This is a genomic window from Enterobacter cloacae complex sp. 397G4, assembly GCF_050031515.1.
Lineage (GTDB): Bacteria > Pseudomonadota > Gammaproteobacteria > Enterobacterales > Enterobacteriaceae > Enterobacter > Enterobacter hormaechei_C.
This window is the reverse complement of record NZ_JBLGWE010000001.1, coordinates 3,221,514-3,243,887: the sequence shown is the minus strand read 5'-3', so window position 1 is coordinate 3,243,887 and position 22,374 is coordinate 3,221,514. Positions and strand designations below refer to the sequence as shown.

20 protein-coding genes and 1 tRNA gene are annotated in these 22,374 nt (G+C 56.8%); 11 read left to right on the top strand and 10 right to left on the bottom strand.

From position 1 onward, the window contains the following. Positions 1 to 33: 33 nt before the first annotated feature. From apbE to mgtE, 5 genes are all read left to right on the top strand, one after another. Entirely contained in the window at positions 34 to 1,089 is a 1,056-nt protein-coding gene (apbE, locus tag ACQG1Y_RS15560) for an FAD:protein FMN transferase ApbE (protein ID WP_015572290.1), read from the top strand. A gap of 72 nt (positions 1,090 to 1,161) precedes the next feature. Next, positions 1,162 to 2,220, top strand: coding sequence for a bifunctional DNA-binding transcriptional regulator/O6-methylguanine-DNA methyltransferase Ada (gene ada, locus ACQG1Y_RS15555; RefSeq protein ID WP_047636913.1), 1,059 nt, complete (start codon positions 1,162 to 1,164; stop codon positions 2,218 to 2,220). Beyond that, complete coding sequence (alkB, locus tag ACQG1Y_RS15550) at positions 2,220 to 2,870, top strand: DNA oxidative demethylase AlkB (RefSeq protein WP_015572292.1); 651 nt, start codon at positions 2,220 to 2,222, stop codon at positions 2,868 to 2,870. The genes ada and alkB overlap by 1 nt, the downstream gene beginning before the upstream one ends. Positions 2,871 to 2,946: 76 nt before the next feature. After that, a complete protein-coding gene (locus ACQG1Y_RS15545) occupies positions 2,947 to 4,590 on the top strand; it encodes a multidrug ABC transporter permease/ATP-binding protein (RefSeq protein WP_017383408.1) in 1,644 nt (547 codons plus the stop codon). A gap of 140 nt (positions 4,591 to 4,730) precedes the next feature. After that, on the top strand, positions 4,731 to 6,167 hold the full coding sequence (gene mgtE / locus ACQG1Y_RS15540) for a magnesium transporter (protein ID WP_006811337.1): 1,437 nt from the start codon (positions 4,731 to 4,733) through the stop codon (positions 6,165 to 6,167). Here mgtE and ACQG1Y_RS15535 read toward each other — a convergent pair. Further along, positions 6,130 to 7,425, bottom strand: coding sequence for a SulP family inorganic anion transporter (locus ACQG1Y_RS15535; protein ID WP_040118313.1), 1,296 nt, complete (start codon positions 7,423 to 7,425; stop codon positions 6,130 to 6,132). The two genes, mgtE and ACQG1Y_RS15535, sit on opposite strands and share 38 nt — an antisense overlap. A 187-nt stretch (positions 7,426 to 7,612) precedes the next feature. Between ACQG1Y_RS15535 and mqo the strand changes: the two genes are divergently transcribed. Continuing rightward, positions 7,613 to 9,262, top strand: a complete 1,650-nt coding sequence (mqo, locus tag ACQG1Y_RS15530; protein WP_163313247.1) for a malate dehydrogenase (quinone) — start codon at positions 7,613 to 7,615, stop codon at positions 9,260 to 9,262. A gap of 134 nt (positions 9,263 to 9,396) precedes the next feature. On the opposite strand, the gene eco is transcribed toward mqo, so the two are convergent. Next, the gene (gene eco / locus ACQG1Y_RS15525) at positions 9,397 to 9,906 is read right to left on the bottom strand and encodes a serine protease inhibitor ecotin (protein WP_032648923.1); all 510 of its coding nucleotides are present in this window, start codon (positions 9,904 to 9,906) and stop codon (positions 9,397 to 9,399) included. A gap of 202 nt (positions 9,907 to 10,108) precedes the next feature. Here eco and ACQG1Y_RS15520 point away from each other — a divergent pair, with 202 nt between their 5' ends. After that, complete coding sequence (locus tag ACQG1Y_RS15520; RefSeq protein ID WP_006811332.1) at positions 10,109 to 10,369, top strand: DUF2534 family protein; 261 nt, start codon at positions 10,109 to 10,111, stop codon at positions 10,367 to 10,369. 66 nt (positions 10,370 to 10,435) lie between these two features. Here ACQG1Y_RS15520 and ACQG1Y_RS15515 read toward each other — a convergent pair. The 3 genes from ACQG1Y_RS15515 to ACQG1Y_RS15505 all read right to left on the bottom strand — a co-directional run bounded on the left by ACQG1Y_RS15515 (position 10,436) and on the right by ACQG1Y_RS15505 (position 12,593). Beyond that, positions 10,436 to 10,512: transfer RNA gene (locus ACQG1Y_RS15515), tRNA-Pro, on the bottom strand. A 73-nt stretch (positions 10,513 to 10,585) separates the two neighbouring features. Next, a complete protein-coding gene (yejM, locus tag ACQG1Y_RS15510) occupies positions 10,586 to 12,346 on the bottom strand; it encodes an LPS biosynthesis-modulating metalloenzyme YejM (RefSeq protein ID WP_017383404.1) in 1,761 nt (586 codons plus the stop codon). Positions 12,347 to 12,365: 19 nt separating this feature from the next. Then, a complete protein-coding gene (locus tag ACQG1Y_RS15505; protein WP_001135586.1) occupies positions 12,366 to 12,593 on the bottom strand; it encodes a YejL family protein in 228 nt (75 codons plus the stop codon). A 134-nt stretch (positions 12,594 to 12,727) separates the two neighbouring features. On the opposite strand from ACQG1Y_RS15505, the gene yejK reads away from it, so the two are divergent. Next, a complete protein-coding gene (gene yejK / locus ACQG1Y_RS15500) occupies positions 12,728 to 13,735 on the top strand; it encodes a nucleoid-associated protein YejK (RefSeq protein WP_017693031.1) in 1,008 nt (335 codons plus the stop codon). Positions 13,736 to 13,786: 51 nt separating this feature from the next. Here yejK and rplY read toward each other — a convergent pair whose 3' ends face one another. After that, a complete protein-coding gene (gene rplY, locus ACQG1Y_RS15495) occupies positions 13,787 to 14,071 on the bottom strand; it encodes a 50S ribosomal protein L25 (protein WP_015572298.1) in 285 nt (94 codons plus the stop codon). Between the two features lie 125 nt (positions 14,072 to 14,196). Next, on the bottom strand, positions 14,197 to 15,957 hold the full coding sequence (locus tag ACQG1Y_RS15490; protein ID WP_368740635.1) for a DEAD/DEAH box helicase: 1,761 nt from the start codon (positions 15,955 to 15,957) through the stop codon (positions 14,197 to 14,199). Between the two features lie 151 nt (positions 15,958 to 16,108). Between ACQG1Y_RS15490 and rsuA the strand changes: the two genes are divergently transcribed. From rsuA to ACQG1Y_RS15475, 3 genes are all read left to right on the top strand, one after another. Further along, positions 16,109 to 16,816: a 16S rRNA pseudouridine(516) synthase RsuA gene (rsuA, locus tag ACQG1Y_RS15485; RefSeq protein WP_017383401.1), complete on the top strand. Its 708-nt coding sequence runs from the start codon at positions 16,109 to 16,111 to the stop codon at positions 16,814 to 16,816. 15 nt (positions 16,817 to 16,831) lie between these two features. Further along, positions 16,832 to 18,031, top strand: a complete 1,200-nt coding sequence (locus tag ACQG1Y_RS15480; RefSeq protein WP_426736786.1) for a Bcr/CflA family multidrug efflux MFS transporter — start codon at positions 16,832 to 16,834, stop codon at positions 18,029 to 18,031. Positions 18,032 to 18,307: 276 nt separating this feature from the next. Then, complete coding sequence (locus ACQG1Y_RS15475; protein WP_003859372.1) at positions 18,308 to 18,652, top strand: YejG family protein; 345 nt, start codon at positions 18,308 to 18,310, stop codon at positions 18,650 to 18,652. A 3-nt stretch (positions 18,653 to 18,655) separates the two neighbouring features. Here ACQG1Y_RS15475 and yejF read toward each other — a convergent pair whose 3' ends face one another. From yejF to ACQG1Y_RS15460, 3 genes are read right to left on the bottom strand one after another with little or no spacing between them, the layout of a single operon-like run. Continuing rightward, a complete protein-coding gene (yejF, locus tag ACQG1Y_RS15470) occupies positions 18,656 to 20,245 on the bottom strand; it encodes a microcin C ABC transporter ATP-binding protein YejF (RefSeq protein WP_032103234.1) in 1,590 nt (529 codons plus the stop codon). 1 nt (position 20,246) lies between these two features. After that, positions 20,247 to 21,272, bottom strand: a complete 1,026-nt coding sequence (locus tag ACQG1Y_RS15465; protein WP_017693033.1) for a microcin C ABC transporter permease — start codon at positions 21,270 to 21,272, stop codon at positions 20,247 to 20,249. After that, positions 21,272 to 22,366, bottom strand: a complete 1,095-nt coding sequence (locus tag ACQG1Y_RS15460; protein ID WP_126291498.1) for a microcin C ABC transporter permease YejB — start codon at positions 22,364 to 22,366, stop codon at positions 21,272 to 21,274. Before ACQG1Y_RS15460 ends, ACQG1Y_RS15465 begins: the two co-directional genes overlap by 1 nt. Positions 22,367 to 22,374: the final 8 nt, after the last annotated feature.

Genomic DNA, 22,374 nt, shown 5'->3' with positions numbered 1-22,374 from the left:
ACTCTTGCCGCCCTGGCATGAGGATAATAACCAATGGATATGACTTTTTTACGCGCCAGCGTTCTGGCGACTTTTTTACTCCTGACTGCGTGTGACTCTTCCACACAGCCCGCAAAAATCGACGCACCCGCCGCGACGGTGCTGGAAGGGAAAACCATGGGGACCTTCTGGCGCGTCAGCGTGATGGATATTGATAAATCCCGCGCTGAAGAATTACGCGGTAAAATTCAGGCGCAGCTGGATGCCGACGATCAGCTACTCTCTACCTATAAAAATGACTCAGCGCTGATGCGTTTCAATCGCTCCAGCAGCACCTCGCTGTGGCCGGTGAGCGAAGCGATGGCCGATATCGTCACGGAATCCATGCGCGTGGGCTACAAAACCAATGGCGCAATGGATGTGACCGTGGGGCCGCTGGTGAACCTGTGGGGATTTGGCCCCAACAAGCAGCCGGTGACTACACCCGATCAAGCCGCCATCGACGACGCCCGCGCCCGTACAGGGTTACAGCATCTGGCGGTGATCTCCCAGTACGGTCAGCAATACCTGCAAAAAGATATTCCCGACCTGTTTGTCGATCTCTCCACGGTAGGCGAGGGGTATGCTGCGGATCATCTCGCGGCCCTGATGGCGCAGGAAGGCATTCCGCGTTATCTGGTTTCCGTCGGGGGCGCGCTCGTCAGCCGGGGCATGAACGCCAGCGGCAGGCCGTGGCGAGTGGCCATCCAAAAACCAACCGATCAGCAGAACGCGGTGCAGGCGATTGTCGACATCAACGGGCACGGTATAAGCACCTCCGGAAGCTACCGCAACTATTACGAGCTGGATGGCAAACGTATCTCGCACGTGATTGATCCGCAAACCGGACGCCCGATTACCCACAACCTGGTGTCCGTGACGGTGATAGCCCCAACCGCGCTGGAAGCGGATGCCTGGGATACCGGATTGATGGTGCTCGGCACGGAGAAGGCCAAAGAGGTGGTGCGTCAGGAAGGGCTGGCCGTCTATATGATCACCAAAGAGGCTGACGGATTTAAAACCTGGAGTTCGCCGCAGTTCAACAGCTTCCTGGTGAGCGAAAAAAATTAAAAAGCAAGGTTGCGGGTTTTTGTTCGGTGGCGTTCAGGCAAGCTGAGCGTATGCTTGTAAGAGGAGCCGATAATGAAAAACACAACCTATCTTACCGATGAGGATCGCTGGCAGGCCGTACTGGCCCGCGATCCGCGTGCGGATAACCAGTTTGTCTTTGCCGTGCAGACGACCGGCATTTATTGTCGTCCGTCCTGCCGCGCCCGCCACGCGCTGCGTAAAAATGTCTGCTTTTATCCTGATGCTCACCAGGCCGCGCAGGCGGGTTTCCGCCCCTGTAAGCGCTGTAGGCCAGACCAGGTCGACCCTATGGCGCAGAAAAAGGCCAACATTGCGCTGGCCTGTCGACTGCTTGAACAGGATGCCGCGCTGAACCTGGAGGCACTGGCGCAGCAGGTTGCCATGAGTCCGTTCCATTTCCACCGCTTGTTTAAATCCGTCACCGGCATGACGCCGAAAGCATGGCAGCAGGCCGCGCGTGAACAACGCCTGCGCACCCTGCTTGCACAGGGCGGTAAAATCACCGACGCCGTACTGGCCGCTGGCTTTCCGGACGGCAGCAGCTACTACCGTAAAGCCAACGGCGCGCTGGGCATGACGGCAAAACAGTACCGCAACGGAGAGGCTGCGGTCCGCTATGCCATCAGTGACTGCTCGCTGGGCCGCTGTCTGGTGGCGGAAAGCGAGCGCGGGATCTGCGCAATACTGCTGGGTGATGACGACGCCGGGCTGACGGCTGAGCTGCTGTCACTGTTTCCGCTTGCCGTCCGTGAACCGATGGAAGGCGCGTTTGCCGGGCGTGTTCGGCAGGTTATTGCCTCTGTCGACAGCCGCGCGACGCCGCTGACGCTGCCGCTGGATATCCGTGGTACCGCCTTCCAGCAGCAGGTCTGGCAGGCGCTGCGGGATATCCCCTGCGGTGAAACGGCAAGCTATCAGCAGGTGGCGAAGGCCATTGGTAAACCCAATGCCATACGTGCCGTGGCGGGGGCCTGCGGTGCCAACAAACTGGCGATAGTCATCCCCTGTCACCGCGTGGTGCGTAACGACGGTGCGCTGTCGGGTTATCGCTGGGGAGCAGCGCGTAAGATGCTATTGTTGAAACGTGAGGCGAACAACCCGGAGGGATAATGCTCGATCTTTTTGCTGATGCTGAACCCTGGCACGAGCCGCTCGCGCCGGGGGCGACGATCCTGAGACGCTTCGCGCTTTCCCGCGCGGCGGCGCTGTTCGACGGTATTGATGCCGTTTCCGCTTGTTCGCCATTTCGCCATATGGTTACGCCGGGCGGGTATACCATGTCCGTGGCGATGACCAACTGTGGCGAACTGGGATGGGCGACGAATGAGCGGGGCTATGTATATGCCGCGAACGATCCGCTGACGGATCAGCCGTGGCCGCCGATGCCGGAGGCGTTTCAGGCGCTGTGTCATGACGCCGCCGTGGCGGCCGGCTATCCTGATTTTCGACCCGATGCCTGTCTTATCAACCGCTATGCCGTTGGGGCAAAGCTCTCCTTGCATCAGGATAAGGACGAGCCAGACCTGCGCGCGCCGATCGTCTCGGTATCCCTTGGGCTGCCCGCTGTCTTTCAGTTTGGCGGCCTGCGGCGCAACGACCCGCTCAAACGGCTGATGCTGGAGCATGGTGATGTGGTGGTCTGGGGCGGTGAATCACGGCTTTTTTACCACGGTATTCAGCCGCTTAAACCTGGCGATCACCCGGTGGCGGGGGCATTTCGCTACAACCTCACGTTCCGTCAGGCGGCATACAGAGAATAAAAATAAGAATTATTCTTGATGTGTGTGAAAGGCAGTTTACACTGCTGGCTGATTTTTCTTGTCCGGATTGCTCTGCATGCAACTACTTCTTCTTGTCTGGCGGCAGTATCGCTGGCCTTTTATCGCGGTGATGGCGTTAAGCCTTGCCAGCGCGGCGCTGGGGATCGGCCTGATTGCCTTCATTAACGTGCGTTTGATCGAAATGGTAGACACGTCACTCTCCGTCCTGCCGGAATTTCTGGGTTTACTGCTGCTGCTGATGGCAGTCACGCTCGGGTCACAGCTGGCGCTGACCGCCCTCGGCCACCATTTCGTTTTCCGTCTGCGCAGTGAGTTCATCAAACGGATCCTTGATACTCAGGTGGAACGCATCGAGCAGCTGGGAAGTGCCTCTCTGCTGGCGGGGCTGACCAGCGATGTGCGCGCCATTACCATCGCCTTTGTGCGCCTGCCGGAGCTGGTGCAGGGGATCATCCTGACATTTGGCTCGGCAGCCTATCTCGCCTGGCTCTCCAGCAAAATGCTGGCGGTAACGGCGCTGTGGATTGTTATTACCATCTGGGGCGGGTTCCTGCTGGTATCACGCGTCTATAAGCACATGGCAGTGCTGCGCGAAACGGAAGACAAGCTCTATAACGATTATCAGACGGTGCTGGAAGGGCGCAAAGAGCTGACGCTGAACCGCGAGCGTGCCGAGCATATCTTCAACCATCTTTATATCCCGGATGCGCACGAATATCGTCATCACATTATCCGCGCCGATACGTTCCACCTGAGCGCCGTGAACTGGTCCAACATCATGATGCTGGGCGCGATTGGTCTGGTGTTCTGGATGGCGAACAGCCTGGGGTGGGCGGATACCAACGTGGCGGCAACCTACTCCCTGACGCTGCTGTTTTTACGCACGCCGCTGCTGTCGGCCGTTGGCGCACTGCCGACGCTGCTGAGCGCTCAGGTTGCCTTCAACAAGCTGAAGAAATTCGACCTTGCGCCGTTTAAGGCTGAGTTCCCGCGCCCGCAGGCCTTCCCGAACTGGCAAACGCTGGAGCTGCGTAACGTTACCTTCCGCTATCAGGATAACGCCTTCTCCGTAGGGCCGATAAACCTGACCATTCATCGCGGCGAACTGCTGTTCCTTATCGGCGGCAACGGCAGCGGCAAATCTACGCTGGCGATGCTGCTGACGGGCCTCTACCAGCCGCAGGCGGGTGAAATTTTGCTGGATGGTAAAGCGCTGAGCGCGGAGAAACCGGAGGACTACCGCAAGCTCTTCTCGGCGGTATTTACCGACGTCTGGCTGTTCGACCGGCTGCTGGGACCGGAAGGGCAGCAGGCGGATCCGGCGCTGGTGGAGAAGTGGCTTGCGCACCTGCAAATGTCGCACAAGCTGGAGCTCCAGGATGGTAAAATCCTGAATCTGAAGCTGTCGAAAGGGCAGAAGAAGCGCGTGGCGCTGCTGCTGGCCCTGGCCGAGGAGCGTGACATCATCCTGCTGGATGAGTGGGCCGCCGATCAGGACCCGCACTTCCGTCGCGAGTTTTATCAGGTCCTGCTGCCGCTGATGCAGGCGATGGGAAAAACCATTTTTGCCATCAGCCATGACGATCACTACTTCATTCACGCCGACCGTCTGCTGGAGATGCGCGACGGCAAGCTGAGCGAGCTGACCGGCGATGAGCGCGATGCGGCGTCACGGGACGCGGTGGCGCGTACGGCCTGATTGCAATTGTGCCGGGTGGCGCCCGGCACACTAATTTTTCATATATGCCGTTTTTTTCTCCATCCCGACCCGCCGTTTATTCTTATTTACATATCCCCGCGCTATGCTTAACGCCAACTCATTTAATGGATTTATGATTGATGTCGGTATTAAAGAAAAACAGCGCCAGGCAGCGTGACCAGGAGCGTGCGCGGCTCATCTGGCTCCTGACGACCGATAAAGCGGTCACGTCAACGTTATTGGGTAAGCTAACCCTGGCTGAGCAATATGATGTCGGCACGCTGGCCGACGATATTGCTGAGGTAGGTGCGCTGGTTGCACATTTACCGCCCCCGGACCTGGCGGACACCCTGGAGGCATTGCCTTCCGAAGAGCGCCACGCCCTGTGGCGGCTGGTGCAGGATCACGAGCGCGGTCAGGTATTGCTTGAAGCCTCGGAAAACGTCTGGGATGACCTTATCGATGAGATGAGCGACCGGGACATTCTTGACGCCCTGCAAACGCTGGATATCGATGAGCAGATTTACCTCGTTCAGCATCTTCCGCGCAACCTGACCGGACGCCTGCTGGCTTCCCTGCCTGCTGAAGAGCGGGCGCGCGTGCGTCAGGTGATGCACTACGAGAAAAACAGCGTCGGCGCGATCATGGAGTTTGGCGTCATCACCGTGCGCCCGGACGTCACCCTGGGTACGGTGCAGCGCTATCTTCGTCGCCTGGGCAGTATGCCGGACAACACCGATAAACTGTTCGTCACCTCGCGGGATAAAACTCTGCTCGGGGAGCTGGAGCTGAAAACGATCCTGCTGAACAGCACCCAGCAGCGGGTGAGTGAGGTCATGGAAACCGAGCCGATGGTCTTCTCGCCGGAAGACGATGCCGAAAAAGCGGCGCGTACCTTCGAACGTGATGACCTGGTGAGCGCGGCGGTGGTGGATTCGGTGGGCAAGCTGATGGGGCGTCTGACCATCGATGAGATCGTTGACGTGGTCTATGAAGAGACCGATAACGACCTGCGTGCCCTTGGCGGGATCAGTGCCGAAGATGACGTTCATGCCTCCGTCGGCAAGGCCGTCAAAACGCGCTGGGCGTGGCTCGCCATCAATTTATGCACCGCGTTCGTGGCGTCCCGCGTTATTGACGGCTTCGAACATACCATTTCCCAGCTGGTGGCCCTGGCGTCGCTGATGCCGATTGTGGCGGGGATCGGCGGGAACACCGGCAACCAGACTATCACCATGATCGTTCGCGCCCTGGCGCTGGAAAACATACAGCCGGGTAATTTCTCGTGGCTGATTTTCAGGGAGATGGGCGTCGCGCTGATTAACGGCCTGGTCTGGGGCGGCATCATGGGCGGCATTACCTGGTGGCTGTATGATGATATGGCGCTGGGCGGGGTCATGATGCTGGCGATGGTGCTGAACCTGCTGGTGGCGGCGATGATGGGCGTGATTATCCCGTTGACCATGACCCGGCTGGGGCGCGACCCCGCGGTGGGGTCGAGCGTGATGATCACCGCCATTACCGATACCGGCGGTTTCTTTATTTTTCTTGGACTGGCGACGATTTTTCTTCTGTAGCCAGCGCTTTTTGCTTAAGTCGGGCAGGGAGGATGAACATCATCATAATCCCGCCCAGCACGCCAATTGCCAGGTTGCCGGTGAAAACCGTTGCCACAACCGTCACCAGCATCACGACGGTTTCAGCCACCGGCGCGTTTTTCAGCGTTCCGGGCTGAACGCTATGCCAGCTAAAGGTCTTGACGGCCACAATGGCCATAATTCCCGCCAGTACCGCCATCGGAATTTTGGCCATCACCTCGCTGAGCGCCGTAACCAGCACCAGCAGTACGATGCCCGCCGCAAGGGTGGAGATACGGCTTCTGCCTTTCCCCATCTCCACGTTAACGATGGTCTGCCCAATCATCGCGCAGCCCGCAATGCCGCCGTAGAACCCGGCCATAATATTGCCCACGCCCAGTCCGATGCTCTCGCGGCGCTTACTGGAGGGGGTAGCGGTCAGCTCGTCCACCAGTTTTGCCGTCAACAAGGATTCCAGCAGGCCAACGAAAGCGATACTTAGCGCGCACGGCCAGATGATGCTCAGGGTTTCCAGATTGAGCGGCACCAGCAGTTGCGTAAAGCCCGGCAAACCGCCGCCCATGGAACCTTCATCCCCTACCGTCGGCAGGATTTGCCCGCTGGTGACGGTGAACAAAGTCAGCAGCACAATGGCAATCAGCGGGGAGGGCACGCTTTTGATATAGCGTGGCACCCAGAGCACAATCAGCAGCGTCAGCACGAACAGGCCCACAATCAGCGGGCTTCGGCTCCAGAAATGGGGCACCTGGGCAAAGAAAATCAAAATGCCAAGGGCGTTAACAAACCCGGTCATCACCGACTGGGGAATAAAGCGCATCAGCCGCGCCATACCCAGCGCGCCGAACAGGATCTGAATCACGCCTGCCATCACCACCGCGGGCAGAATGTACTGTACGCCGTGTTGATGGACCATCGGCCCAATCACCAGCGCGACGGAACCTGCCGCCGCCGTCACCATGGCCGGACGCCCGCCGAGCAGGGAAAGGGCGAAACAGAGCACCACGGAGGCGATAAGGCTCACTTTCGGATCCACGCCCGCGACCACGGAAAACGAAATCACTTCCGGGATCAGCGCCAGCGCGGTGATCACACCGGCCAGGGTTTCGCGCATCAGACGGTGAGGCGAACGTAAAACAGTGGCGACATGGCCTTCTTGAGGTACAGACGAGTGGGGTAATGACATAACAATTCGCTGGTAGGGGCAGGCTTCCGTGCGCGCGATCACAAAGTGCAGCATGATAGCCAGGAAAATCGTCGGGTGCCAGCCTGTCTGCCAAATCCCTACAAACAATCCATCATTAAATTTCACAATTACAATAATTTCGTAACCTTTAAACAATATTTAAAAGTTGCTACCGTGCCACCGCAGCGTGTTTCACCTGTAATTTCCACGCATCAAGCACTATTCAACTAAGGCATAAATGATGAAAAAAATGACTGCCGTGCTCTTTTCTCTGGCCGTGGGGCTGAACGTCGTCTCGATGGCGGCGAAGGCTGACGCACCAAAAGAGCAGGAAACGGATGTCCTTTTAATTGGTGGCGGCATCATGAGCGCCACGCTGGGAACGTATCTTCAGGAATTAGAGCCGAACTGGTCCATGACCATGGTCGAGCGCCTCGATGGCGTGGCACAGGAAAGCTCTAACGGCTGGAACAACGCCGGGACGGGGCACTCGGCACTCATGGAACTGAACTATACGCCGCAGAAAAAGGACGGTTCCATTAGTATCGAGAAGGCGGTAGAGATCAACGAAGCGTTCCAGATCTCACGTCAGTTCTGGTCTCACCAGGTGAACAGCGGTGTGTTGCACAATCCACACTCCTTCATCAACACCGTACCGCACATGAGCTTTGTGTGGGGCGATCAAAACGTCAACTTCCTGCGCGCGCGCTACGCTGCCCTGCAACAGAGCACGCTTTTCCGCGGGATGAAATACTCTGAAGATCACGCTCAAATCAAAGAGTGGGCGCCGCTGGTCATGGAAGGCCGCGATCCGAACCAGAAAGTAGCGGCGACCCGCACTGAAATTGGTACTGACGTTAACTACGGTGAAATCACCCGTCAGCTGGTGTCCTCTCTGAAGAAAAAAGAGAACTTTAACCTGCAACTCAGCTCCGAAGTGCGTGGTTTCAAGCGCAACGCGGATAACAGCTGGAGCGTGACCGTTGCCGATCTGAAAAACAACGAAGCCGAGCATGTGATTAAGGCGAAGTTCGTGTTTATCGGTGCGGGCGGCGCGGCGCTGAAACTGTTGCAGGAGTCCGGTATTCCGGAAGCGGACGACTACGCGGGCTTCCCGGTCGGCGGCCAGTTCCTGGTGTCGGAAAACCCGGAAGTGGTTAACCGTCATCTGGCTAAAGTGTACGGTCAGGCCTCTGTGGGCGCACCACCGATGTCCGTTCCGCATATCGACACCCGCATGCTGGACGGTAAGCGCGTAGTGCTGTTCGGGCCGTTTGCCACATTCTCCACCAAATTCCTGAAAAACGGTTCCCTGTGGGATCTGCTGAGCGCGACCACGACGTCAAACGTTAAGCCAATGATGGACGTGGGGCTGGATAACTTCGATCTGGTGAAATACCTGATTAGCCAGGTGATGCTCTCTGATGAAGAACGCTTCGAGGCGCTGAAAGAGTACTATCCGCAGGCGAAGAAAGAAGACTGGCGTCTGTGGCAGGCGGGTCAGCGCGTGCAGATTATCAAACGCGATCCGAAAGAGGGCGGCGTGCTGCGTCTGGGCACCGAAGTGGTAAGCGACAAGGATGGCACCATTGCCGCGCTGCTGGGGGCATCTCCGGGGGCGTCTACCGCTGCGCCAATCATGCTGCACCTGATGGAAAAAGTGTTTAAGGACAAAGTATCCAGCCCGGAATGGCAGGCGAAGCTGAAAACCATTATTCCATCCTACGGTACGAAGCTGAACGGTAACGTTGAAGCCACGGAACAAGAGCTGGAATACACCAGCCGCGTTCTGCAACTGCAATACGTCAAACCACAGGCTGCGGATGCTGCGCCACAGGCAGAGCTGAAACCTCAGGCGGAAAGCAAGCCGGTAGCGGATATCGCGCTGTAAGGTAAACGCAAAACGGTAACATCTGTTACCGTTTTTAGTGTTTTCTCCCTCTCCCGGTGGGAGAGGGTTGGGGTGAGGGCACCAGAACGCACCCTTTCCAGGTCGGGTAAGCGAGAGCGCCACCCGACTTATTTTTAACGAACTACCGCTTGTCCTACCGTCTCATCCGCTTTCCATACGCGATATTTCACATCCACGTTTTCCGGCGTGTATACGACGATCGGCAGCTTGCTGTTATAGCGCAGCAGACTGTTATCACCCAGATACGCGGTAATAAATTTCTTCTCTTTCTTGCCGTCCGGGCACGCCATCATGGTGGAGACTGGCGAGGTTACTTTGTCGAAAACATAGTAGTCATAGCCCCAGCCTTCCAGCGTTTTGCTTTCCAGCTGGCCGCCCAGACGATGCTGATTGCAGTCCACTTCCAGCGTCTGGCCGATTAACAGCTCAACTTTGAAATTTGCTTCATCCTGCTGAGCCGGGAGCTGAATAACCTGGCGCTTCATCCCTTTGTCCGCTTGCGGATACGGAGCAACTTTTTCCAGCGGCTGCTCTTTCTGGGTTTCGCTGGCGAAAGCACTGGTGCTGGCGCACGCAGCGGCGATGAGGGCGATGGCAAATTTAGGTGCGTTTTTCACTGTCATTCCTTTTTGTTAAAACGATCCTGGAAAGACTAACATATAGCACGTGAATAGTTGGCGCAATTTACTCATATTTTCATTTTAAATGGAGTAATGCACTGCTTTTATGTTCATTTATTGGTGTTTAATGCTGTGTTGGAGTCGATGCGGCAATCGTGTTATTTTACGCGTTAATTATTGTTATTCATTTGTAAAGGGAGGGGAGATGGTACGGGAAAAACTGAAGACACCTGAAGGCCGCAAGTTCCTGCTGGCGTTACTGGTTGTGTTTATGATTGCTGCTGCATGCGTGGGGCGAGCAACCATTGTCGGTGTGATTGAGCAGTACAACATCCCGCTCTCTGCCTGGACAACCAGCATGTTTGTCCTGCAATCGGCGATGATCTTTGTTTACAGCCTGGTGTTCACCGTCCTGCTGGCGATTCCGCTGGGGATTTTCTTTCTCGGTGGGCGTGAAAAACACTAAGCATTGCGCATGCGGAGACAGGCAATAAAAAACCAGCCATAAGCGGCTGGTTTTTTTATGTAGTTTTGGTCGGCACGAGAGGATTTGAACCTCCGACCCCCGACACCCCATGACGGTGCGCTACCAGGCTGCGCTACGTGCCGACGCATAAAAGGAATACTACTCGATTCCTTTTTGAATGCAAGGGGCAAGCAACGCTAACTGATTCATAAATAATCAGTTAGCGATAAAGCGCTTCTCGTCTGTCAGCACCTGCAACAGCAAACTGAGCTGCGGCTTCTGGTCTTTCAGCTTCTCACCTTCGAGGTTATACGTCTGGTAATTGCCATTGCTGTTCAGCACCAGGGACAACGTTGGCGTGGTCACCACCAGCGTGTTTCCGCCAGCAGCCGTGACCCAGTTATGACGCCGCGTGGCGCTAAAGAGGTCTTGTCCCTGCGAGTACTCAATTGCCGGTGTGCTGACGTGCAGCAGCCGTTGCATTAACGTGGTCATGACGTCTTTATGGTCGGTGAGCATGTTGATGCGCTGCGCGGGAGTGCCCGGCCAGTGGATCACCAGGGGAACATGCAGGTTCGGACGCGACCACTCCATGCCCTTCGCCTCGTCGCCGAGCGGCACGCCATGCCCCGCCGTGATAATCACGACCGTATTATCCAGCTTGCCCGCGTCGCGCAGGGCGGTCAGCACGCGGCCGATCTGCGCATCGACATCGCCCGCCGCACGGCTATAGCGGCGCGCGAAGCCTTTCTGATTGCTGTCATCAAGCGTTGTGCCGTTAAACGCAACCCAGGAGAACCAGCGGTTATCTTCCTGCGCATAGCGCTTCAGCCAGTCTATCCACTGGTCAGCGGTCCGATCGTCAGACTGGCTCTGCGCGGCGGGCAGTGAGAAATCAGACAGCAGCGCCTGGCGGTACAGCGAGCTGTTGAAACCATCAGAGGCGAACAGCCCCAGCTGGTAGCCCTGCTGATTAAGCCCGGTAATCAATGCCGCCGGAATACGGGCCGACAGCACGCCGTCCATATAGCTCGGTGAAATGCCGTAGAACAGGCCGAAAATACCCGCGTCGGTCGAATTACCGGAGCTCATATGCTGAGTGAATACGATGTTGTTCTCAGCGAATTCAGCCAGCGCTGGCATCTGCTTCTCATAGCGGGAATAGTTCAGGCCATCGACGGTAATCAGCAGCACGTTCTGACCGCGGCCCATGTCGCGATATTTCAGATCGCTCAGGGGATACTGCACGCTGACCGCTTCCGGATTACCCTGTTCGACCAGACGACGCTGATACTCCTGCGCGTCCAGCAGGCCGTGTTTTTCGAGGAAACGACGCGCCGTCATCGGATAGGAGAGCGGCAGGTTCGCGCGCTGCATGGTAATCGGGCGGTAGAAGTTCGCATCTGCCCAGATATACATCAGGTGCGAACCGATAAATGAGGCGAAAAAGAGCGCCGCGACGGGCTTCGCATAATGGCGGCGTCGGGTCAGACTGCGGAGTTTTTGCCAGCTCCACGTGGCGAACAGCATTTCGATCAGCAGGATAATCGGCACGCTGATAAACATCAGCTGCCAGTCGCGCGCGGTCTCGTTCTGATCCGGGTTAATCACCAGCTCCCAGACAACAGGATTCAGGTGCAGGTGGAAGCGGGTAAAGACTTCGCTGTCGATCAGCAACAGCGTCATGCCCGCCGTCGCAAGAATGGCGGACAGGAAGCGCATCAGCCGCTGCGACATGACGATAAACGTCAGTGGGAACAGGATCAGCAGATAGGTGGCGAAGACCAGAAAGCTAAAGTGACCAACAAGGCTCATCCACGAGTAGATGCGCCCGGTTAACGTGGTTGGCCAGTCCGCCACAAACAGATAACGGCAGCCGAGCACCATCGCCAACAGAATGTTGAACAGGGCAAACCAGTGCCCCCAGCTGACCATCTGGGAGACTTTTTCACGGTAGCGCTGACGATTCGTCACCATAAACTGTTGTTCGTTTCCCTTAGTGTGCCTGGTCGTCGCTAACGGAGGACTGCAAAGCCTGGGCGAAAGATTTGGCGATCGCCTGACGCTGAGCCGGAGCAACGCTGGTATTGATCAGGTTGGTAACCATATTTCCCAAAACCATCAGGGAGAGATCGGTTGGCGTTTTATGTTTTTCCAGTACGTTGACCAGCTCACTGAGCAATTGTTCAACGTGTTCGTCACTGTAGCGGGAATGTTGTGGCATAAATCAAAATCAGTTTGTTGAGAGAAGGGCGACATATTACCGTAGCAACAGCTTTTTTTCCCCTTTTTTATCTTCTGTTGCACACATGCGTTGGTGGTGGTTGAATACCGCCCGGTCTAAAAGGAGAGTTTATCATGAGTCTGGAAATCAACCAGATTGCCTTGCACCAGCTTATCAAGCGTGATGAGCAAACCCTTGAAGTGGTGCTGCGCGATTCGTTACTGGAACCAACGCCTACCGTTGTCGAGATGATGGCGGAGTTGCATCGCGTCTACAGCGCGAAAAATAAAGCCTATGGCTTGTTCAGCGAAGAGAGCGAACTGGCGGATAGCCTGCGCCTGCAACGTCAGGGCGAAGAGGATTTCCTGGCATTCAGCCGCGCTGCTACTGGCCGTCTGCGTGACGAGCTGGCGAAATATCCCTTCGCCGATGGCGGTATCGTCCTGTTCTGCCACTACCGCTATCTGGCGGTAGAGTATCTGCTGGTCACCGTGCTGAATAACTTAAGCAGTATGCGCGTGAACGAGCAGCTGGATATCAGCTCAACGCACTACCTGGATATCAACCATGCGGATATTGTGGCGCGTATCGATTTAACCGAATGGGAAACCAACCCGGAATCAACGCGCTATCTGACCTTCCTTAAAGGCCGCGTGGGCCGCAAAGTGGCGGATTTCTTTATGGACTTCCTCGGCGCCAGCGAAGGGCTGAATGCCAAAGCGCAGAACAAAGGTCTACTCCAGGCGGTGGATGACTTTACGGCTGAGGCGCAGCTTGATAAATCTGAGCGTCAGACCGTGCGTCAGCAGGTTTACAGCTACTGCAACGAGCAGTTACAGGCCGGGGAAGAGATTGAGCTGGAGTCGCTGTCCAAAGAGCTGGCAGGCGTCAGCGAAGTCAGCTTCCAGGAATTTACTGCGGAAAAAGGCTATGAGCTGGAAGAGAGCTTCCCGGCGGATCGCAGTACGCTGCGTCAGCTGACGAAATTTGCCGGTAGCGGCGGTGGGTTAACCATTAACTTTGATGCCATGCTGCTCGGGGAACGTATCTTCTGGGACCCGGCCACCGACACGCTGACCATTAAAGGCACACCGCCGAATCTGCGCGACCAGCTTCAGCGTCGCACTTCAGGCGGTAAGTAACAGCCATAAAAAAACCCCGCAAACGCGGGGTTTTTCTCGACAGGTTTGCGATTACGCGCGAACGAAGTCGATGTGAGTCAGTTTTGGCTTGAACGCGTGACGCTGAACAGCCTGAACTTTCACTTTTTCTTCTTTACCGTCAACAACGATGGTCAGAACTTCGCTGTAGAATTCAGCTTTGTTCTGCATGTTCCATACTTTGTCGTGATCCAGTTCAATAGCAACTGGAGCAGCTTCGCCACCGTAAACGATAGCCGGGAACTTGTTTGCGGTACGCAGGCGGCGGCTCGCACCCTTACCCTGCACGTTACGTACTTCTGCTTCGATAGTGAACATTGATTTCTCTCTGTATTTAAAACCCTACTACAGGCGACCCAGCAGCAGGTGAGTGTTCTGCCTCACGGATGTGAAGCGGGCGGCATTTTATACTCAAATGGCTCGCGCATCAACGAAAAGTCCCGTTAACCGCGCAATTCGTTTGCCCGGCGAAAGCGTCCTTCATAGTCAAAGACCTTCTCACGCACCCGCCAGAACTGCCCTTTTTTGCGGGCGACAACAAAATCAGGATGGCGCAGTAACGCCTGCTGGCGCACGATATCGGCCACGGTTAGCCAGCGCAGCGGTACGCCAGGCGTGCGGGTATGCGGGCGGATAAAGAGCTGCTCGAACGCGGTGCGCTGGGCGGGCGTCTGAACCCGGAACCGCTCGCTGACGTCTGCGCCATCCTCGTCGTAGTAGGTAATTTTTAGCCACTCGCCTTTTTCATCCGCGCCGGGCTGTAAGGCCATGCCGGAACAGCGCAGCACCAGCGCATCTTTCAGCTTCAGCGCCGCTTTCAGCATGTCGTCCGGGTCAACCAGGACCGTGTCGCACTCTCGACAGCGGCGGGCGGCAATGTCGTTTTCGGCATTGCACTGCGGGCAGTTTTTGAAGCGGAAGCGGAAGTCACACTGTTCGCGATGGCCTTCATCGTCTTCAAACCAGCCCTGACAGCGGCGGCCAAAATGTTCGATCAGCGTGCCGTCGGCGGTGGTTTTCCCCCAGAAGGTGTTGGCAAACCCGCAGGCAGGGCAAAAAACCTGAACGGGCACGTTGTCGCTCTTGCCTTTTGGCGTGCCGACTTCCGGCGAATAGAGATCGTGCGGGTTACCGGCGTAATCAAGGATCAGACAGTCGGTTTTGCCCGGCGCCAGACGCAGCCCGCGGCCAACAATCTGCTGATACAGGCTGACGGATTCCGTCGGGCGAAGAATCGCAATCAGGTCGACGTGCGGGGCGTCAAAGCCGGTGGTTAGTACGGAGACATTCACCAGATAGCGGAACCGCTGAGCTTTGAAGTCCTCAATCAGGCTGTCGCGCTCCAGGCCGGGGGTTTCACCGGTAATTAACGCCGCGTCGTCGGCGGGCAGCAGCCCCGTAATTTCGCGCGCGTGTTCGACAGTGGCAGCAAAAATCATCACCCCTTTGCGCGTTTGCGCGAACTCTTCAATCTGGCTGATGATATGCGGCGTGATCCGCTTCTGTTTTTTCAGCTCATGGTTAAGATCTGCCTCGCTGAACAGCCCGTTGCTCTGCGCCTGTAAACGGCTGAAATCGTACTGCACGACGGGCATATCCAGCCGCTCCGGCGGCGTCAGGTAGCCGTGCTTGATCATGTAGCGCAGCGGAAGCTCATAGATACAGTCGCGGAACAGGGCCTTTTCATCGCCACGCACCATGCCGTGATAATGAAACTGATAAATCCAGCCCTTGCCCAGACGAAACGGCGTGGCGGTGAGGCCAAGCAGACGGAGGTGAGGATTCACCTTTTTCAGATGAGTGAGGATTTGCTGATACTGGCTGTCGTCGTCATCGCTGATGCGGTGACACTCATCGACAATCAGCAGGGAAAACTCGCTGCGAAACAGTTCCAGGTTGCGCGCAACGGATTGTACGCTGCCAAACACCACTTTTCCGTGGCTCTCTTTGCGCTTCAGTCCGGCGGCAAAAATGTCGGCCTCCAGGCCGAGCGCGCAATATTTGGCGTGGTTTTGCGCCACCAGCTCTTTGACGTGCGCCAGCACCAGCACGCGTCCGCGGGCCAGGCGCGCCAGTTCGGCAATCACCAGGCTTTTACCGGCTCCGGTCGGGAGAACGATGGCGGCGGGCTCCCGATGCTTGCGAAACCAGGCGAGGGTGGCATCAACGGCTTCCTGCTGATAGGGGCGTAATGTGAACGTCATGGCTTCTCTATTCAGTTAACTCGCATATAGTATGCCACGAAACTTTTTCCCTTGAGTGGCGCAACCAGACCATTATACTGAACTGTTTCTGACTGCTTCTTTTTCGGACGCGTAGTCCGACTTCCAGCACCATTAAGGCTAAAAAGATTTCATGCGACTTGATAAGTTTATCGCTCAGCAACTCGGCGTAAGCCGCGCTATTGCCGGGCGTGAAATTCGCGCCAGCCGCGTAACCGTGGACGGCGACATTGTGAAAGACAGCGCTTTTAAACTCCAGCCTGAGCACCAGGTGGAGTATGACGGCAACCCGCTGACCCAGCAGAATGGCCCGCGCTACTTCATGCTCAACAAACCGGAAGGTTACGTCTGTTCAACGGACGATCCGGATCACCCGACGGTGCTCTATTTCCTCGACGAACCTGTGGCGCACAAGCTGCATGCGGCAGGGCGACTGGATATCGATACTACCGGCCTGGTGCTGATGACCGATGACGGCCAGTGGTCGCATCGCATCACCTCCCCGCGCCATCACTGTGAGAAAACCTATCGGGTGATGCTTGAGTCTCCGGTCTCGGATGACACGGCAGAGCAATTCGCGAAAGGCGTTCAGCTGCATAATGAGAAGGATCTGACCAAACCGGCGGTGCTGGAAATCCTCACCCCCACGGACGTCCGTCTGACCATCAGTGAAGGCCGCTACCATCAGGTAAAGCGGATGTTTGCCGCCGTGGGCAACCACGTTGTGGGGCTGCATCGTGAACGTATCGGCGCGATTGAACTCGATCCAGACCTGGCCCCAGGGGAATATCGCCCGCTGACGGAAGAAGAGATTGCCAGCGTCGGGCTGCCTTCACGCTAAATTCAGGAGAACCCTGTGACCACCAGGCCACACTCGTCGTTTAAAATTGTATTTATCCTTGGCCTGCTGGCCATGCTGATGCCGCTGTCTATCGATATGTATCTGCCCGCGCTGCCGGTGATTTCCGCGCAGTTTGGCGTACCGGCAGGCAGCGCGCAGATGACGCTCAGCACCTACATTCTTGGTTTTGCCCTCGGTCAGCTCTTTTATGGACCAATGGCCGACAGCCTGGGGCGTAAACCGGTTATCCTGGGCGGGACATTGATATTTGCCGCGGCGGCGGTGGCCTGCGCGCTGGCGCAGAGTATCGATCAGCTGATTGTGATGCGCTTCTTCCATGGCCTGGCGGCGGCTGCGGCAAGCGTGGTGATTAACGCGCTGATGCGCGACGTCTACCCGAAGGAAGAGTTCTCACGCATGATGTCGTTCGTCATGCTGGTCACGACAATTGCGCCGCTGGTCGCCCCCATGGTGGGCGGGGCGGTCCTGGTGTGGTTCAGCTGGCATGCGATTTTCTGGATCCTGGCGATTGCCGCGCTGCTGGCCTCGGTGATGATCTTCGTCTTTATCGATGAAACGCTGCCGGTCGAGCGCCGTCAGAAGTTCCACGTTCGCACCACGCTTGGCAACTTTGCCTCGCTGTTTCGCCATAAGCGTGTGCTGAGCTATATGCTGGCCAGCGGCTTCAGCTTTGCCGGAATGTTCTCGTTCCTGAGCGCGGGGCCGTTTGTGTACATCGAACTGAACCATGTGTCACCCCAGCATTTTGGTTACTACTTCGCGCTGAATATTGTGTTCCTGTTTGTGATGACCATTATCAACAGCCGCTTTGACCGGCGGGTTGGGGCGCTGAATATGTTCCGCGCCGGGCTGTGGATCCAGTTCGTGATGGCTATCTGGCTGGTATTGAGCGCGTTGCTGGGCGTCGGTTTCTGGGCGCTGGTGGTGGGCGTGGCGGCGTTTGTCGGCTGCGTGTCGATGGTTTCATCCAACGCGATGGCGGTGATCCTCGACGAATTTCCGCATATGGCGGGCACCGCCTCGTCGCTGGCAGGAACGTTCCGTTTCGGAATTGGCGCGATAGTCGGGGCGCTGCTCTCGACGGCGACGTTTAATACCGCCTGGCCGATGCTGTGGGCGATTGCCCTCTGCGCGACCTGCTCCATTCTCTTCTATCTTTACGCCAGCCGGCCGCGAAAGACGGCGCATAAATGACCACTTAAGGCCCGTGACGGGCCTTTTTGTTGACCCATATCAACCAACCCTCCGTTCGTTTACCCTGTGTTTGTTTCTTTTATGTAAAATCTATTTATGTAAAAAGTCACATCATTGTATTTAAAAAGGTTGAGTTAGATCGCAGAAACGGGTACATATAGCGCCGACGCGAGCCTGCAACGCCTATAAAATCCGCTAAACAGTGCAGGTTGGCGATGATGTGTTACTATAAATGTAAATAAATTGTGAAGTAAATTTGCTTCCGGGGATCTGAACGTGAATACATTACAACTCTCCATTGTCCATCGCTTGCCCCAGAGCTATCGCTGGTCGACGGGTTTTGCAGGTTCGAAAGTTGAACCGATTCCGCAAAGCGTTGCCGGGGAGGATAATTGTCTGGTGGCCCTCAAACTGCTCAGCCCGAGCGATGAAAATGCGTGGCCGGTCATGGAACGTCTCAGCCAGGCGCTGACGGACATCGAAGTGGACAGCTCCGTGCTGGAATGCGAAGGTGAGCCGTGCCTGTTTGTTAACAGCCAGGATGAGTTTGCCGCCACCTGTCGTCTGAAAAACTTCGGCGTGGCCATTGCCGAGCCGTTCTCCGGTCAATATCCTTTCTGAGTGCTAGTCAGCGGACAATAGCTGGCGTGTGTAATCCTGCGTCGGCGCGGTGAATACGCGCTGGCACTCTCCCTGCTCAACGACTTCTCCCTGCCGCAATACCACCACCTGATGGCAAAGCGCACGCACCACCTGTAAATCGTGGCTGATAAAGATATAGGCCAGCCGATGCTTTTCCTGTAGCCCCTTCAGCAGCGCCAGAATTTGCGCCTGCACGGTGCGGTCCAGGGAAGAGGTTGGCTCGTCCAGCACGATCAGCTCCGGTTTCAGGATCAGCGCGCGGGCAATCGCTATACGCTGGCGCTGTCCGCCGGAAAACTCAGCCGGATACCGGTGCCGGGTCTCGGGATCTAAACCCACTTCCGCCATCACCCGCATCACGTCGATTTCACGCTGTTGCGCCGTCATGGTCGGCTGGTGGACGCGCAGGCCCTCCTCAATAATCTGTAATACGCTCAGGCGCGGGTTAAGCGAAGAGTTTGGATCCTGAAATACCACCTGCATCCGCGGGCGCACGGGAAGCATCATCCGGCGATTCAGGTTTTGCAGCGGCATGCCGTCAAAAACAATGCTTCCCTGAGAGGCGATCAGGCGCAGCAGCGCCAGGCCGGTGGTGCTTTTGCCTGAACCGGACTCGCCCACAAGCCCAAGCGATTCGCCCGGACGCAGAGCGAAGCTCATGTCTTTCAGAACATGATTGTGATCGACCACGCGACGCAAAATGCCTTTGCGGATCGGGAATGACACCGACAGCCCCTCAACCCTCAGCAACGGCGCGCTGTCAGCGTTAAGCGGAACCGGGTCGCCAGCGGGTTCGCTATCGAGCAGGCGCTGTGTATACGGGTGCTGAGGCGCGCTCAGCAGGGCGGATGCCCGGTTCTGTTCCACGCAGCGGCCGTTTTGCATCACGGCCACCGCGTCAGCGAGCTTTTTCACGATGCTCAGGTTGTGCGTAATAAACAGCAGGCTCATGTTCAGCTCGTCGCGCAGTTCGCGCAGCAGTTGCAGAATTTGTGCCTGTACCGTGACGTCCAGCGCGGTAGTAGGTTCATCGGCAATCAGCAGTTCGGGGCGCGTGAGCAGGGCCATCGCAATCATCACGCGCTGGCGCTCGCCGCCGGAAAGCTGGTGCGGGAAATCGTTCAGCCGTTTCGCCGCATTACGGATACCGGTGCGTTCAAGGCAGTCCAGAATTTCACCCCGCGCTGCCTCTTTACGCATTCCCCGATGAAGTGACAGCACTTCATAGAGCTGTTTTTCCAGGGTATGCAGTGGGTTGAGCGACACCATCGGCTCCTGAAAAATCATGGCGATGTTGTTGCCACGAATGCCGCGCAGGGTTTGCTCGTCAGCGTTCAGCAGCGATTGTCCATGGAACAGAATATCCCCCTGCGGATAGCTGACCGGCGGGGAAGGGAGCAGGCGCAGCACCGACAGCGCCGAAACGCTCTTACCGGAGCCGGATTCCCCGACCAGCGCCAGCGTCTCTCCGCGCTGGATCTGCAACGATAAATCCGTCACCACCGTGCGTGATTCGCCCTGTTTTGAAAACGCAATCGACAGGTTCTCTATACTCAGAAGAGGCCGGGTCATGTCATACCGCCTTGTTGGGATCGAAGGCATCGCGCACGGCTTCGCCAATAAAAATCAGCAAGGAAAGGAGCACCGCCACGGAGAGGAATGCGGCGATGCCCAGCCAGGGGGCCTGGAGATTGTTTTTGCCCTGCAACAGCAGTTCGCCAAGGGACGGTGAGCCCAGCGGCAAACCGAAACCAAGAAAATCAAGCGACGTCAGGGTGGTAATGGAGCTGCACAAAATAAACGGCAGGAAGGTGAGGGTCGCCACCACCGCATTGGGAAGCATGTGACGGAAGATGATTGCGCCATCGCTCACGCCTAACGCCTGCGCAGCGCGAATATAGTCGTAATTCCGCGTACGCAGAAACTCCGCGCGCACCACGCCGACCAGCGCCATCCAGCCGAACAGGACGGTGATCCCGAGCAGCCACCAGAAGCCAGGCTGTACCACGCTGGACAGCAGGATAATCAGAAACAGCGTCGGCATACCGGACCAGACTTCAATCACGCGCTGTCCCCATAAATCTATTTTACCCCCGTAATAGCCCTGCACGGCGCCCGCCACAACGCCCATTACGCTGCTAAAGAGCGTCAGCAGCAGCCCAAACAGGAGCGAGATGCGGGTGCCATAGAGAATGCGCGCCAGCACATCGCCGCCGTTGGCGTCCGTTCCCAGCCAGTTTTGCGCGGAAGGCGGCGAAGGGAAGGGGGTGGACGTGGCGAAGTTAATACTGTTCGCGCCAAAACGAATCGGCGCCCAGATAGCCCAGCCGTGCTGCGCTATCTGTTCACGTAACCAGGGATCCTGGTACTCGGCTGGCGTCGCAAACGGGCCGCCAAAATCGCTTTCGCTGTAGGTGGCCAGCACCGGTACATACCAGCGGTCTTTGAAATGCACCAGCAGGGGTTTATCGTTGGCAATCAGTTCCGAACACATACTTAAGGCGAACAGGACGGCGAAGATCCACAGCGACCAGTAGCCGCGACGGTTGTGGCGAAAGCGCGCCCAGCGGGCCTGATTGACGGGGCTTAAACGCGACATCAGCGACCCTCAAAATCGATACGGGGATCGACCAGCGTATAGCTGATATCGCTGATGATGTTCAGCAGCAGGCCGATCAGGGTGAAAATGTAGAGTGTGCCAAACATCACCGGATAATCACGGGAGACGGTGGCCTCATAGCCCAGCAGCCCTAATCCGTTGAGCGAGAACATCACCTCTATCAGCAGCGAGCCGGTAAAAAACATACTGATGAACGTGGCGGGGAAACCGGCAATCACCAGCAGCATGGCGTTACGAAAAACGTGCTTCCACATGATCTGCTTTTCACCGACGCCTTTGGCGCGCGCGGTGACGACGTACTGTTTGCGGATCTCATCAAGAAAGGCGTTTTTGGTCAGCATCGTAAGCGCCGCAAAACCGCCGATGACCGTCGCCAGCACCGGAAGCGTGATGTGCCAGAAGTAATCGGTGATTTTCTGATACCACGGCAGGGTGCTGAAATCCGCAGAGACCAGCCCGCGCAGCGGGAAGAGGTCGAAATAACTGCCGCCGGCGAAAAAGACAATCAGCAGCACGGCAAACAGAAACGCCGGGATAGCGTAGCCGATGATAATGAATGTGCTGCTCCAGATATCGAAACGGCTACCGTTGTAGACCGCTTTTCGGATCCCCAGCGGAATGGAGACCAGATAAATAATCAGCGTCCCCCACAGTCCGAGCGTGATGGAAACCGGCAGGCTTTGTTTGATCAGGGTTAACACCGAGGCGCTGCGAAACAGGCTGTCGCCAAAATCGAAACGGACATAATCCCAGAGCATCCTGAAATAACGCTCGTGCAGCGGCTTGTCAAAACCATAGCGATGGGTGATCTCGGCGATCACCTCCGGATCCAGTCCGCGACCGCCCCGGTAGTGGCTTTCACTGATGTTGCCCACGCCCGTCCGGGCATGGCTGGCCCCCATTCCTTCACCGACGCCGCCCGGCATGCCGCCAGCGTGACCAAATTCTATTGCCGCAATTGCCTGGTCCACCGGACCGCCGGGGGCGATCTGGACGATAAAAAAGTTAATGGTAATGATGGCCCACAGCGTCGGGATCACTAACAGCAGCCGGCGGATAAGATAAGCGCCCATCGTCACTC